The sequence below is a fragment of the Candidatus Viadribacter manganicus genome (assembly GCF_001679665.1).
In the GTDB taxonomy this organism is placed as follows: Bacteria; Pseudomonadota; Alphaproteobacteria; order Caulobacterales; family Aquidulcibacteraceae; genus Vitreimonas; species Vitreimonas manganica.
Genome location: NZ_CP013244.1, coordinates 155,894 through 169,368, shown reverse-complemented (window position 1 = coordinate 169,368; position 13,475 = coordinate 155,894). Strand labels below are relative to the sequence as shown.

The 13,475-nt window shown below is 59.1% G+C and carries 13 protein-coding genes; all 13 read left to right on the top strand.

Features of this window, described 5'->3' with window-relative positions; translation table 11 throughout:
• Positions 1-41: 41 nt before the first annotated feature.
• Genes ATE48_RS00860 through ATE48_RS00800 form a run of 13 tightly spaced genes read left to right on the top strand, consistent with a single transcriptional unit; the run spans position 42 to position 13,455 of the window.
• Entirely contained in the window at positions 42-650 is a 609-nt protein-coding gene (locus ATE48_RS00860) for an NADH-quinone oxidoreductase subunit J (protein WP_066766881.1), read from the top strand.
• Positions 650-958, top strand: coding sequence for an NADH-quinone oxidoreductase subunit NuoK (nuoK, locus tag ATE48_RS00855; protein WP_066766876.1), 309 nt, complete (start codon positions 650-652; stop codon positions 956-958). Before ATE48_RS00860 ends, nuoK begins: the two co-directional genes overlap by 1 nt.
• A gap of 25 nt (positions 959-983) precedes the next feature.
• On the top strand, positions 984-3,020 hold the full coding sequence (gene nuoL / locus ATE48_RS00850) for an NADH-quinone oxidoreductase subunit L (protein ID WP_066774455.1): 2,037 nt from the start codon (positions 984-986) through the stop codon (positions 3,018-3,020).
• Positions 3,017-4,528: an NADH-quinone oxidoreductase subunit M gene (locus ATE48_RS00845; RefSeq protein ID WP_066766874.1), complete on the top strand. Its 1,512-nt coding sequence runs from the start codon at positions 3,017-3,019 to the stop codon at positions 4,526-4,528. The genes nuoL and ATE48_RS00845 overlap by 4 nt, the downstream gene beginning before the upstream one ends.
• Entirely contained in the window at positions 4,525-5,976 is a 1,452-nt protein-coding gene (gene nuoN / locus ATE48_RS00840; protein ID WP_066766867.1) for an NADH-quinone oxidoreductase subunit NuoN, read from the top strand. The genes ATE48_RS00845 and nuoN overlap by 4 nt, the downstream gene beginning before the upstream one ends.
• Before the next feature lie 13 nt (positions 5,977-5,989).
• Positions 5,990-6,739 carry a biotin--[acetyl-CoA-carboxylase] ligase gene (locus ATE48_RS00835; RefSeq protein ID WP_066766865.1) on the top strand — a complete coding sequence of 250 codons (750 nt, stop codon included), beginning with the start codon at positions 5,990-5,992 and terminating at the stop codon, positions 6,737-6,739.
• Complete coding sequence (locus tag ATE48_RS00830) at positions 6,736-7,515, top strand: type III pantothenate kinase (protein WP_066766862.1); 780 nt, start codon at positions 6,736-6,738, stop codon at positions 7,513-7,515. Before ATE48_RS00835 ends, ATE48_RS00830 begins: the two co-directional genes overlap by 4 nt.
• Positions 7,512-9,197, top strand: coding sequence for a ribonuclease J (locus ATE48_RS00825; RefSeq protein WP_066766861.1), 1,686 nt, complete (start codon positions 7,512-7,514; stop codon positions 9,195-9,197). Before ATE48_RS00830 ends, ATE48_RS00825 begins: the two co-directional genes overlap by 4 nt.
• 30 nt (positions 9,198-9,227) lie before the next feature.
• Positions 9,228-9,653: a methylmalonyl-CoA epimerase gene (mce, locus tag ATE48_RS00820; RefSeq protein WP_066766852.1), complete on the top strand. Its 426-nt coding sequence runs from the start codon at positions 9,228-9,230 to the stop codon at positions 9,651-9,653.
• Positions 9,650-9,898 carry a DUF1467 family protein gene (locus ATE48_RS00815; protein ID WP_066766849.1) on the top strand — a complete coding sequence of 83 codons (249 nt, stop codon included), beginning with the start codon at positions 9,650-9,652 and terminating at the stop codon, positions 9,896-9,898. The genes mce and ATE48_RS00815 overlap by 4 nt, the downstream gene beginning before the upstream one ends.
• A gap of 59 nt (positions 9,899-9,957) precedes the next feature.
• A complete protein-coding gene (locus ATE48_RS00810; protein WP_066766848.1) occupies positions 9,958-11,490 on the top strand; it encodes an aminoacyl--tRNA ligase-related protein in 1,533 nt (510 codons plus the stop codon).
• Positions 11,490-12,767, top strand: coding sequence for a lipoprotein-releasing ABC transporter permease subunit (locus ATE48_RS00805; protein ID WP_066766846.1), 1,278 nt, complete (start codon positions 11,490-11,492; stop codon positions 12,765-12,767). Before ATE48_RS00810 ends, ATE48_RS00805 begins: the two co-directional genes overlap by 1 nt.
• Positions 12,760-13,455, top strand: a complete 696-nt coding sequence (locus ATE48_RS00800) for an ABC transporter ATP-binding protein (protein WP_066766843.1) — start codon at positions 12,760-12,762, stop codon at positions 13,453-13,455. The genes ATE48_RS00805 and ATE48_RS00800 overlap by 8 nt, the downstream gene beginning before the upstream one ends.
• The last annotated feature ends 20 nt before the right edge of the window (positions 13,456-13,475 follow it).

The window sequence follows — 13,475 nt, the reverse complement described above, 5'->3', positions numbered from 1 at the left end:
CAAAACGCCGAACGCCGTTTCGAATAGGGAGAGCGTAACGGATGTTGGCGTCGATCGCCTTCTACGTGCTGAGCGTGATCGCGGTGATTTCCGCATTCGCGGTCATTTCCGCGCGCAACCCCGTGCACTCGGTGCTGTTCTTGATCCTGACGTTCTTTACGTCGGCGGGATTGTTCGTGCTGCTCGGCGCCGAATTTCTCGCGATGCTGCTCGTCGTCGTTTACGTGGGCGCGGTCGCGGTTCTGTTCCTGTTCGTCGTCATGATGCTCGACGTCGATTTCGCCGAGCTGAAGAAGGGCTTTTTGTCCTACATGCCGATCGGCCTCATCATCGCTGCCGCGTTGATGGCGGAATTGGCGCTTGTGGGCAGTGCTGCAATGTCAGCCCAAGGCGCCCCAATCGCACTGGCGCACGCGCAGCCGACACAAGTCACCAATGCCGAGGCAATCGGTCAGGTGCTCTACACTGAGTACCTGCTTGTCTTCCAAATGGCGGGGCTCGTCCTCTTCGTGGCGATGATCGGCGCTATCGTTCTGACGTTGCGCCATCGTCCGGGAGTCAAGAAGCAGGACATTGCTGCGCAGGTGGGGCGCAAGCGTTCTGAGGGCGTTGAATTGAAAGACATCCGTCCGGGGCAGGGGCTAGGCTAATGGAAATCGGGCTTGTCCACTACCTGTTCGTTGCCGGCGCTCTCTTTACGATCGGCTGTTTCGGCATTTTTGCGAACGCCAAGAACGTGATCATCATTCTGATGTCCATCGAGCTGATTTTGCTCGCCGTGAACATTAACTTGGTCGCCTTCTCCGCGTTCCTGCAAAACCTTGAGGGCCAGGTTTTTGCAATGATGGTGCTGACCGTCGCCGCTGCGGAGGCTGCAGTGGGATTGGCTATTTTGGTCACGTACTTTCGTAATCGCGGCAATATCGCCGTGGAAGACATCAATCAGATGAGGGGCTGAGACGGTGCATTTCTCACCTGAAGCCCTGCAGGTCATTGGGCCGCTGATCGTTCTTGGACCGTTGTTCGCGGCCGCTTTCGCCGGGCTGTTGCAACGGTACATCGGCGATCGCATCGCCATGATCGTCACGACAGCATCGATCGGTCTTTCGCTGGTGCTGTCCTGGCCGATTTTCATCGATTTCGTTTGGGGTGAAGGCACGGCGCAGGTCGTTGAGCTTTTCCGCTTCATTCATGTCGGAACGTTCGAAGCCACCTGGAGCGTTCGGATCGACACCCTGTCGGCGATCATGCTGGTGGTGGTGAACACCGTCTCGTTCCTGGTCCATCTCTATTCGTGGGGATACATGGCCGAGGATCCGCACCGTGCGCGGTTCTTCTCGTATCTTTCGTTCTTCACGTTCTCGATGCTCGCGCTCGTTACCGCGAACGACTTTCTTCAGCTCTTCTTCGGTTGGGAAGGCGTCGGCGTCGCGTCCTATTTGCTGATCGGTTTTTGGTATCACAAGCGTTCAGCCAACGATGCCTCGATCAAGGCCTTCGTGACGAACCGGGTCGGGGACTTCGGCTTCGCGCTCGGGATCATGGCAGCGTTCTTCTGCTACGGTTCGATCCAGTTCGACGAGGTGTTTCACCAAGCCGCTGCGCATCCAAACATGTTGCTCGGCGTTGGCGAGATTCAGTTCAGTGCGGTCGAAGTCATCTGCTTCCTGCTGTTCATCGGCGCGATGGGCAAGTCAGCGCAATTTTTCCTCCACGTCTGGCTACCAGACGCCATGGAGGGCCCGACACCGGTCTCGGCGTTGATCCACGCGGCCACGATGGTGACTGCGGGTGTGTTCATGGTTTGCCGCGCGGGCGAACTTTATCACATGGCGCCGCTGGCGAGTGGTTTCGTCACAATCATTGGTGCGACCACGGCGTTGTTCGCCGCCACTGTTGGTTTGGCCCAGAACGACATCAAACGCGTCGTCGCATACTCAACGTGCTCTCAGCTTGGCTACATGTTCTTCGCGGCTGGCGTCGGCGCCTACAACGCGGCGATGTTCCATCTGTTCACGCACGCCTTCTTCAAGGCGCTGCTCTTCCTCGGCGCCGGCTCGGTGATCCACGGCCTGCACCATGAGCAAGATATGCGGTACATGGGCGGCGTCCGTAAGCCGATGATGATCACCTGGGCGATGATGACCATCGGCACCTTTGCGTTGATCGGCTTCGGTATTCCAGGACTCGGCGGCTTTGCCGGCTTCTACTCCAAGGATGCGATTATTGAGGCCGCCTACGGCTCACATGGCATCGGTGCGCAGTTTGCGTTCTGGTGCGGTGTCACCGCGGCCTTGCTGACGAGTTTCTATTCGTGGCGCCTCGCCTTCATGACCTTCGAAGGGAAGTACCGTGGCAACCCGGAGGCGCATCATCATGACGATCACGCGCATGGCGATACCCTCGCGCATGATGATCACGGACATGGCGCCCATTCCAAGCCGGCAGACGGCGCGGCGCCCGCCCATGAATCCCCCTTGGTGATGTTGATTCCGCTCTTCGTGTTGGCGGCGGGCGCCATCGCAGCAGGCGCGGTGTTTGCACCTTATTTCCTCGGCGCGAACGCCGAAGAATTCTGGAACCATACGGTGCCCCTGGCGCATGCCGAAGGCGGACACCACGAATTCCCCGCCTGGGTTATCTGGGCGCCGCTGACCGTGACGGTGACAGGGTTCATCTTCGCCGTGATTTTCTATCTCTGGAAGCCAGGCGCGGCGAAAGCGATGGCCGGCGGACCGGTTTGGTCGTTCCTCTACAACAAATGGTTCTTCGACGAGATTTACGACTTCATCTTCGTGAAGGGCGCGCGGGCTCTGGGAGATCTGTTCTGGAAGGTCGGTGACAAGCGCTTGATAGACGGCCTCGGCCCGGACGGCGTTGCGGCGGCCTCGAACTTCTTCTCGCGCAACCTCCGACGTCTACAGACGGGCTTTGTGTACCACTATAGCTTCATCATGCTGATCGCGGCCGTTGCGTTCGGCGCCTACGCGATCCTCGCAGGCATCGGAGGCGGCCGATGAGCGAGCTCGTGGCCGGTTGGCCGATCCTCTCAATCGTGACGTTCCTGCCGGCGGCAGGCGCGTTGCTGATCCTGTTGGCGCGCGTCTCGGCGCGCGGAGAAAACGTCGGCTACGACAACGGCGTAAAGCTGCTGACGCTGCTCATTACAATTGCGACGTTCGTTGCCTCGCTATTCGCTTTTGCAGCATTCGACCCAAGCAATGCCGCGTATCAGCTGCAAGAAACGGCGCCGTGGGCGTTCGGCGCATCTTACGCTATGGGCGTCGACACGCTCGCCATCTCGCTGGTCATGTTGACGACCTTTCTCACACCAATTTGCATTCTGGCGAGTTGGTCGATCGAGAAGCAGGTCAGCAGCTATATGGTGCTGTTCTTGATCCTTGAGACGCTGATGATCGGCGTCTTCTGTGCGCAGGACATCATCCTTTTTTATGTCTTCTTCGAAGCTGGCCTCATCCCGATGTTCATCCTCATCGGTGTCTGGGGCGGTGATCGGCGCGTCTACGCGGCGTTCAAGTTTTTCCTCTACACTTTGCTTGGTTCATTGCTGATGCTTGTGGCGATCATCTTTATGATCGCGACGGCTGGCACCTCCAACATCCCAGCGTTGACGGAATACGCGCAAACGACGGGCTTTGCGCCAGATGTGCAGATTTGGCTCTGGTTGGCGTTCTTCGCGTCGTTCGCAGTGAAGATGCCGATGTGGCCGGTCCACACTTGGTTGCCGGATGCACACGTTGAGGCGCCGACAGCGGCATCGGTGGTGCTGGCCGCGATCCTTCTGAAGATGGGCGGCTACGGCTTCCTGCGCTTCTCGCTACCGATGTTTCCGGACGCATCGCACTTCTTCACGCCGCTGGTGTTTGCGCTCAGCGTGATTGCAATCGTTTGGGCATCGCTCATCGCGTTCCGCCAAGTCGATATGAAGAAGCTTATTGCGTACTCGTCTGTTGCGCACATGGGCTTTGTCACCATGGGCATTTTCGCTGGCAACGAGCAGGGGATTCAGGGCGCAATCTTCCAGATGCTGTCGCACGGCATCATCTCCGGCGCGCTCTTCCTTTGTGTCGGCGTTGTTTATGATCGCATGCATACGCGTGAGATCGCGTTTTACGGCGGTCTTGTAAATCGCATGCCGGTCTACGCGGCGGTCTTCTTGCTCTTTACCATGGGCAATGTCGGGCTGCCTGGCACCTCAGGTTTTCCGGGCGAAATCCTGACGATGGTAGGAGCGTTCCAGGCCAATGCTTGGATCGCGGCCATCGCGGCGCTTGGCGTCATCTTCTCAGCTGCTTACGCGTTGACGCTCTATCGCAAGGTCGCGCTCGGCACGATCGAGAACCCAAAGCTCGACAAGATCACGGATCTCGACGCACGCGAATGGGTGCAATTCATCCCACTGATCATAGCAACCCTGGTGATGGGTTTTGCGCCCTCCATCGTTCTTGATTTCACATCCAATTCTGCGGCGACAATCATTGCGCAGTTCGCCGGAGCCACGCCATGAACCCGGCGATTGATCTGAACAACAGCCTGCCGCTCGCCAGACCTGAACTCTTGCTGGCGGCTTTTGCCCTCGTCGGCGCCGTGCTCGGCGCTTGGTTCAAGGATCGCATCTTCACCGCTCTTTCGACGCTCGGTGTCGTGGCGATCATTGGCGCGGGCTTGTTGGCGTTAGCTTGGAGCCCCGGCGCATCGATCGAAATCTTCCAAGGTGCAATGGTCGTCGACGGCGTTGGCGGATTTGCCAAAGTTCTGATCGCATTGGCCGCCGCCGCTACGCTCGCGCTTGGCGCCGATTCCTTTACGACGACCAAGGAGCAGCGGTTCGAGTTCCCAGTCCTGATCGCGTTGGCGACGCTCGGCATGTTCGTAATGGTCTCGGCGCAAGACCTGATCAGCCTATACGTCGGCGTCGAGCTTCAATCGCTTGCCGCTTATGTTCTGGCTGCATGGCGCCGGGATGACGCACGTTCGTCAGAGGCGGGTCTCAAGTATTTCGTGTTGAGCGCTATATCCTCAGGCTTGCTGCTCTTTGGATCATCATTCGTCTACGGCTTCACCGGTTCAATTCGGTTCGATTCAATTGCAGCGGCAGTCAGCGAGGGAGCGGGCGGCATTGGTCTCATATTTGGCTTGGTGCTGATGCTTTGCGCGCTTGGATTCAAGATGTCGGCGGCGCCTTTCCATATGTGGACACCCGATGTCTACGAAGGCGCCCCGACGCCGATTACGGCGTTCTTCGCGGCGGCGCCGAAGGTTGCGGCGGTCGCACTCATGGCGCGGCTCCTCTACGAGCCTTTCAGCGACATGACCGCCCAGTGGCAGCAGGTTGTCGCTGCGCTGGCGGCCATTTCTATGGTGTGGGGCTCTGTCGCTGCTTTGGTCCAAACCAATCTGAAGCGGCTGATGGCGTATTCGTCTATCGGCAACATGGGCTTCGCACTCATGGGGCTCGCATCTGGCGTCGATCAAGGTCCGTCCTCGGCGTTGATTTATCTGGCGCTCTATCTGCCATCCACGATTGGGATGTTCGCTTTGATCCTTGCGATGCGCCGTGATGGAGAAGCCGCCGAGACGATCGCGGATCTTAATGGCCTCGCTAAGAAGCGTCCGTGGATGGCGGCCATTTTCACGATGTTGCTCTTCTCTGTCGCCGGTATCCCGCCGTTCGCCGGCTTCATGGGCAAGTTGGCCGTTTTCAGTGCTACGATCGCGGGCGGCCTCTATTGGTTGGCGATTGTAGGCGGCATCGCTGCGGTTTTGGCGGCAGCCTATTATCTGCGTCTGCTGGCCTCGATCTGGTTTGCGGCGCCAGCACCGCAATTGCAGTCTCCCAGTGGCACGGTGATGGTGACGGCGTTAGCGTCAGCGGCCCTGACGTTCCCTGTCTTGGTGTTGCTGCTTGGCTCGCTGCAAGCCGCGGCCGAAAACGCGGTGCGGATGAGTTTTTGAGAAAGTTGGTTCGATGATCGACGGCCAAGCGCCTGTCGAAGTCTTCGAGGAAATCGACTCCACTATTCTGGAGGCGCGGCGCCGCGCCGAACGCGGTGAGATTTCGTCGGTCTGGCTGATCGCGAAGAGACAAACCGCAGGTCGTGGCCGCCGGGGACGCGCCTGGACGTCGCATGACGGCAATCTCATGGCGACATTGCTTTTTGCGACGGACGCCCCACCCCAGCAAATTGCGCTCCTTGGATTCGCAACTGGTGTCGCGCTCGCAGAAACGATTGACGCCGTGGTTGGCGGAGGGGCGGCCCAATTGAAGTGGCCGAATGACGTGTTCGTTCATGGCGCCAAAGTTTCCGGAATAATGCTGGACTCTGGCTCGTTGGCGTCCGGCCAAACGTGGGTCGCGCTGGCGTTCGGTGTGAACCTCGCGGATGCGCCTGAAAATATCGATCAGAAGGCGATATGCCTGCGCGATTTGCTCCCGCCCGACGCGCATGCACCTGAGCCGCTTGCATTTCTCGCCTCGATGCGTCCGAGGCTGGATCACTGGTCTAGCCGCATATCAAATGAGGGTTTTGAGCCACTCCGCCAGGCGTGGCTGCAGCGCGCTTTCGGGCTCGGCCGGGAAGCGCATGTGGTTCAGGGCGAACACACCTTGGAAGGGCGCATCGCCGGCCTATCACCGCGCGGTGAACTTGAACTCGACACTGACGCCGGTCGCCGTTTGATCGCCGCCGGCGATGTCTTTTTGCCAAAGGTCGCCTGATGCTTCTCGCAATTGACGTTGGCAACACCAACACCAAGTTCGCAGTATGGGATGGGAGCGCCTGGCGCGCTCAGTGGCGTGCGTCAACGGATACGACACGCACGGCCGACGAATACGCACCTTGGCTCAATCAGGTCATGGCTCTTGGCGGTCTTAGTTTCACAGACGTCAGCGCCTGCATCATCTCAACGGTGGTTCCGCAGGCTTTGTTCAATCTGCGCAATTTGTCTCGGCGTTATATTGGCGCCGAGCCAATGGTCATCGGCGAGGATGGCCTGAAGCTCGGTATCGAAGTACGCATCGACAAGCCCAACGAGGCAGGCGCTGACCGCCTCGTCAACGCAGTGGGCGCGTTCGTTGCATACGGTGGGCCCGCGATCGTGATCGACAGCGGCACCGCGACGACGTTTGACATCGTGAGCCACGATGGCGCGTTTGAGGGTGGAATTATTCTTCCAGGGATCAACCTTTCGCTCCAAGCGTTGCACGAGCACGCCGCGCGGTTGCCGCGTGTGGAAATTCGCGATCCCGGTCGTGTCATCGGCAAGGATACGGTGACCGCGATGCAGTCTGGCATCTATTGGGGATCGATTGAGATGATCGAGGGCCTGTGCCGCCGCATTCGCCAGGAGTACGGCAAACCTATGCAGACCATCGCCACGGGAGGTGTTGCCTCGCTGTTTGAAGGTGCGTTTCCAACTATCGACCATTTTGACCAGGATCTGACGTCTCGCGGCTTGCTTGAGATTTTCCGCCGGAATGGCGGCGCACTTTGAAGAAGCCCGCAACCGGCGATGAACTCGTCTTCCTGCCCCTCGGCGGCTCAGGCGAGATTGGGATGAATTTGAACGCGTACGGCTATGGGCCGCCGGACGCGCGCAAATGGATCATCGTCGATATCGGCGTCACTTTTGGTCGTGAGGACACGACTCCAGGCGTCGATCTCATCTTGCCGGATCCGAGCTATCTCGAAGAGCACAAGGACGACATCATCGCGATTGTGCTGACGCATGCGCATGAAGATCACATTGGCGCTTTAGGGTGGCTTTGGCCGCGTCTGCCAGCACCGGTTTATGCAACCCCATTCACGGCTGCACTCGTGCGCGAAAAGCTTCGCGAACGCGGGCTGTTGGAGAAGGTCTCGCTCACCGAAATTCCGTTGAAAGGACAACTGACGCTCGGACCGTTCGAGATAGATTTTGTAACTTTGACGCACTCGATCCCCGAGCCGAATGGTCTCGCCATTCGAACGCCTCTCGGTCTTGTGTGGCACACAGGTGATTGGAAGATCGATCCCGATCCGTTGATCGGTGAGACTACAGACGAAGCCAAACTTCGGGCCATGGCCGAAGAGGGCGTGCTCGCCATGGTGTGTGACTCGACCAATGTCCTCGTCGAAGGATCGACGGGCTCCGAGGCCGAAGTGCGCGAAAAGCTTACTGAGGTCATCAAGAGCTGCACTGGCAAAGTCGCCGTCACCGCCTTCGCCTCGAATGTAGCCCGCGTCGAAACTACGCTGAAGGCCGCGCGCGCTGCTGGCCGCACGCCATGCCTTGTTGGCCGCTCGATGCACCGCATCTTCAACGCCGCTCAAAGCGTCGGCCTGTTGCAGGATGTGCCGCATGTGATCGACGAAGACGAGGTCGGCACATTGCCCGATGAGAACGTACTCTTCCTCTGCACTGGAAGCCAAGGTGAGCAGCGCGCCGCGCTTTCACGGATTGCGCGCGGCGAGCATCGCAACGTCTCGCTGCGCCATGGCGATACAGTCATCTTTTCGTCTCGCGTCATCCCCGGGAACGAGACGGCGATCCATCAGCTCTACGATCAATTCCTTGAGCGCGGCGTCGAGCTTATCACCGCCGACAATACGCACTTGATCCACGTGTCGGGTCACCCCGCGCGTGATGAGTTGAAGCAGATGTATGCCTGGGCAAGGCCTCGTATTGCTGTGCCTGTTCACGGCGAAATCAGGCATATCCGTGAGCACGTAAAACTCGCGCAATCGCTTCAAATTCCCGAAACGATTGCGCCCAAGAATGGCGATCTCATCCGCTTGGCTCCCGGCCCAGCGGCGGTGATCGATGAGGTGCCGTCCGGCCGCCTTTACGTTGATGGGAACGTCATCGTTGAGACCGAGGATGATGCCATCCGCGATCGGAAACGGATTTCCGCCGAGGGGGCCGTGAACATCGCGTTCGCGCTCACCGGCAAGAATGCAATCGCCGCTGGGCCGACCGTTTCTGTTCGCGGCCTCACGATGCCGGATGAGGAAGATTTCGAGCTCGCACTCGAAGAGTTGGAGGACGTCGCCAAGGCTGGCTTCACCAAGCTCAATCACGCCGAGCGCGGTGATGACGACGCCATAGAGGCGAGTGTTGTCCGTGCGGTACGCAAAGCCGCAGAACGGCTCTGGAAGAAACGGCCCCTTATCGACGTTTCTATTCTGCGCCTCTAGTCTTGGGGCGGGGAGCTTGGGAGTAGGGCCATGATCGGCAGGTTGAATCACGTCGGCGTCGCGGTGCCTTCTATAGAGGCGGCGAAGAAGACCTATCGGGACCTCTATGGCGTGCCGGAAAGCGCAATTACCGAGACCCGTGAACTGCCGGCGCAAGGTGTGAAATTTGCGTTCGTCAATATTGCCAATAGCCAGATCGAGTTGATTGAACCGCTCGGCGAGAACAGCCCTATTGCGAAGTTCATCGAAAAGAACCCCCGTGGCGGCCAGCACCACATCTGTTTCGAGGTGCAGGATATCTACGTCGCACGGGATGAGATGGTCGTTCGCGGTGCGCGCGTGCTCAACGAGCCGCGCATAGGCGCCCACGGCACGCCCATTATCTTCATCGATCCGAAAAATTCTGACGGCGTGCTTATTGAACTGATGGAAACTCCCAAGGACGCACACGGATGAGCCCGCTTCTTGGCGTTGCCATCTACGTCATCTGTTGGTGGCTCGCATTCTTTGTGATGTTGCCTATGGGAGCTCAGAGCCACCATGAGGCCGACGAGGAAACCGTCCCTGGCGCGGAACCTGGAGCGCCGAAGGTTCACAACGTCCGGAAGAAGGCAATTTACGCGGCAGGCATCGCCGCGGTGGTCTGGCTGGGCGTTTTCTGGGCCGTTTCCGTCGACCTTTGGAATATGCGCGCTCATTAGGCCGCGTTGCGGGGAGCCTCGGCGCAGTCTATCCAGACGCCCGAAAGGAACCTCCCCAGATGTATGCGCTTAAGGTCACGCGCGCCGAAGATTTTCCCGAATGGTACCAAACGGTCGTCCGCGACGCCGATTTCGCGGAGTCGTCGCCGACGCGCGGGTGCATGATCATCAAGCCGTGGGGCATGGGGATCTGGGAGCGTTTCCAACAGGAGATGGACCGTCGCATCCGCGAGACTGGTCACGAGAACTATTATTTCCCGCTGCTGATCCCGCTCTCGTTCTTCGCCAAGGAGGCTGAGCACGTCGAAGGCTTCGCCAAGGAAATGGCTGTGGTCACGCACCATCGCCTGAAGGCGATCGACGGCACTTTGAAACCCGATCCTGAAGCTGAGCTCACCGAGCCGCTCATTATTCGCCCAACGTCGGAGACGATCATCGGCGATGCGTTCAGCAAGTGGATCAAGTCGTATCGCGATCTGCCGCTGAAGATGAACCAGTGGGCCAACGTGATGCGTTGGGAGATGCGCACGCGTCTGTTCCTGCGCACGGCTGAATTCCTCTGGCAGGAAGGCCACACCGCGCACGTCGACGAAGCCGACGCCATGGAAGAGACCATGCTCGCGCTTGAGATGTATCGCAGCGTCGTCGAAGAGGTGATGGCGATCCCGGTTGTTTGCGGCGAGAAGCCGGAGAACGAACGCTTCCCCGGCGCGGACCGCACGTACTCGATCGAAGCGATGATGCAAGATGGAAAGGCGCTGCAGGCCGGCACCTCGCACTATCTCGGCACGCACTTCGCTGAAGCGCAGAACATTCGCTACCAAGATAAAGACGGCGGCATGTCACTCGCGCACACAACGAGTTGGGGCACCTCGACGCGTCTCATCGGCGGCATGATCATGACGCACGGCGATGACGACGGCATGCGTACGCCGCCAGCCATGGCGCCGCGTCAGATCGTGGTTGTGCCGATGCTGCGCAACAAGCCTGAGGACGATGAACTCAAACAGTATTGCAAAGCGCTGGTCGCCGAACTGAACAAGGGCTCGGCGCTTGGCTCGCCGATGCGCGCCTACGTTGACGAAAAGGACGCCAGACCCGCCGACAAACGCTGGGACTGGGTGCGTCGTGGCGCGCCGCTGATTTGCGAAATCGGCCCGCGCGATGCGGCCGGCGGCAACGTCACCTTCATCAAGCGCAACATGCTGCGCGAAGGCGACAAGATCAAATCGCACACGCTGTCGCGCAGCGATTTCGTTGCGCAAGCGCCAGGGCTCTTGGAAGCCATGCAAAAAGAACTGTTCGACGAAGCCAAAGCCCGCCTCGACGCCAACATCCGTGGCGATTTGACGTCCTTCGCCGACATAGAAAAGTACTACGGAACCGAAGACGAAGATGGCGAGTTCAAAGGCTGGGCGCGCGTGCAATGGTCCCGGCCCACCGGCGCTGCGTTGGAAGAAGTGGGGACACGCCTGAAAGCCTTGAAGCTAACCATCCGTAATGCGCCGATGGCGCAGCCCAAATCGTTCGGCCCGTGCATCTTTACCGGGCAGCCAGCCGTAGAAGAAATCCTGATCGCACGGGCCTATTGATGAGCAACGGACGAAGCGCCCCGTTTGGCCTGTTTGAGCGGATGCTCGCCGGCCGTTACCTGCGCGCGAAGCGGGCCCATGGCGGTGTTGCACTGATTTCGGTGATATCGGTGATCGCGATTACGCTCGCGGTGACGGCGCTCATCATCACAATGTCGGTGATGAACGGCTTCCGGGAGACGTTGCTTTCGCGCATTTTGGGCGTGAACGGTCACGTCTACGTCGATGTGCGCAATCTGCCAGGCAGCGAAATTGAGCGACTTGCTACACTCGCCCGAGAAGCGCCGGATGTGTTGCATGTCGCGCCGACCATCAATGCCCAAGCGCTTGCGACGTCTCCAGACGGACTGGCGGCAGGTGTCGTCGTGCGCGGAATGCGACGTGGCGATCTTGAGGCCCTGCCGATCGTCGCGAACAGTATTCGAAGTGGGGGGAGCTTCCAAAACTTCGAAGGCATCGAATCGCCGAGCATCTTGGTTGGCGATCGTTTGGCTGCATCGCTGGGCGCCGCTGAGAATATGGCGATCTCAATTCTCTCGCCGCAGGGCGCGGCAACTCCGTTCGGACTAACACCCCGGCGTAAGTCATTCCTGATTGGTGGTGTGTTTAGCGTCGGCATGGCCGAGTTCGACTCTGCACTGATCTACATGCCGCTTGAGCAAGCGCAGATCTTGTTCAGCCGCGGCGATGGGGCCGATGAGCTCGAGATTCGGATCCGAAACCCCGACCGAACAGTCGCCACGATGATGGAATTGCGAAACCGCTTAGGCCCTGAGGTCACGATCTATGACTGGCGGGCCAAGAGCCAGGGGCTATCCGATGCGCTCGTGGTCGAGCGGAACGTCATGCGGTTGATCCTCATGATCTTGGTCACAATCGCTGCCCTCAACATTGTCACGGGTCTGATCATGCTTGTTAAGAACAAGAGCCGGGACATCGCTATCTTGCGCACGATGGGCGCGACCAAAGGCGCCATTATGCGTGTGTTCTTCATGGCCAGTGCGAGCTTGGGTCTGATCGGATTGAGCCTGGGATTGTTGCTAGGCATCGGCTTCTGCCTCAACATCGAGGCCATCCAGAACTTCATCCAGCAAACCACTGGATTCGATGTTTTTCCTGGAACGGTCTATTCGCTTGAGACGCTCCCTGCTCGCGTCGAGTGGAGCGAAGTCATCGGCATTTCACTGTTCACAGTGCTCGTGACTTTTGCCGCAACGTTGGTGACCTCGTGGTGGGCGTCTCGCTTCGATCCGGTGGAGGCTTTGCGCTATGAGTAATGCCTCGCACGGACCTATCCTGCGCTTGGAAAATGTTGGCAGAGTCTATCAATCCGGCAGCAGCGCACTCACGGTGCTTGATGGCGTTCAACTGCACATTGGCGCCGGCGAGATTGTTGGCCTCATCGGTCCCTCGGGCTCGGGCAAGTCATCGCTACTCCACGCTGCGGGGATGCTTGAGCGGCCATCATCGGGGGACGTTTGGATCGATGGTCAGTCAGGTTGGGAGCTGAGTGACGGAGAGCGAACGAATATTCGTCGCAACCGGATTGGCTTCGTCTATCAGTTCCACCATCTCCTTCCGGAGTTCGATGCGATCCACAATGTAGCGCTCCCGGCGCTGATCGCAGGGCGCAAGCGCAAAGAAGCGATGGACGAGGGCGAACGCCTTCTGGGGATCATGGGATTGTCAGACCGTATCCATCACCAACCGGCGCAACTGTCAGGTGGAGAGCAACAGCGCGTCGCTATTGCTCGCGCGATGATCAACAATCCGATCCTCATTTTGGCCGACGAACCGACTGGAAACCTCGATCCGGACACCTCGAAAGTGGTGTTTGCGGCGTTGTCCGATCTGGTTCGCAACGAGGGCGCGGCTGCCCTGATTGCAACCCACAACCTGGAATTGGCGAAGTACATGGACCGGGTTATGGCGCTGGACCACGGCAAGCTCGTTCAACGCAGCTAACAGGGGTTCGAGGTGGGCGT

Excerpts from the sequence above, each read along its gene's own strand:
- ATE48_RS00860 (WP_066766881.1), top strand. The coding sequence starts at position 42 with ATGTTGGCGTCGATCGCCTTCTACGTGCTGAGCGTGATCGCGGTGATT.
- nuoK (WP_066766876.1), top strand. The coding sequence starts at position 650 with ATGGAAATCGGGCTTGTCCACTACCTGTTCGTTGCCGGCGCTCTCTTT.
- ATE48_RS00815 (WP_066766849.1), top strand. The coding sequence starts at position 9,650 with ATGAGCCCGCTTCTTGGCGTTGCCATCTACGTCATCTGTTGGTGGCTC.
- ATE48_RS00800 (WP_066766843.1), top strand. The coding sequence starts at position 12,760 with ATGAGTAATGCCTCGCACGGACCTATCCTGCGCTTGGAAAATGTTGGC.
- ATE48_RS00835 (WP_066766865.1), top strand. The coding sequence starts at position 5,990 with ATGATCGACGGCCAAGCGCCTGTCGAAGTCTTCGAGGAAATCGACTCC.
- ATE48_RS00845 (WP_066766874.1), top strand. The coding sequence starts at position 3,017 with ATGAGCGAGCTCGTGGCCGGTTGGCCGATCCTCTCAATCGTGACGTTC.
- ATE48_RS00805 (WP_066766846.1), top strand. The coding sequence starts at position 11,490 with ATGAGCAACGGACGAAGCGCCCCGTTTGGCCTGTTTGAGCGGATGCTC.
- nuoN (WP_066766867.1), top strand. The coding sequence starts at position 4,525 with ATGAACCCGGCGATTGATCTGAACAACAGCCTGCCGCTCGCCAGACCT.
- mce (WP_066766852.1), top strand. The coding sequence starts at position 9,228 with ATGATCGGCAGGTTGAATCACGTCGGCGTCGCGGTGCCTTCTATAGAG.
- ATE48_RS00810 (WP_066766848.1), top strand. The coding sequence starts at position 9,958 with ATGTATGCGCTTAAGGTCACGCGCGCCGAAGATTTTCCCGAATGGTAC.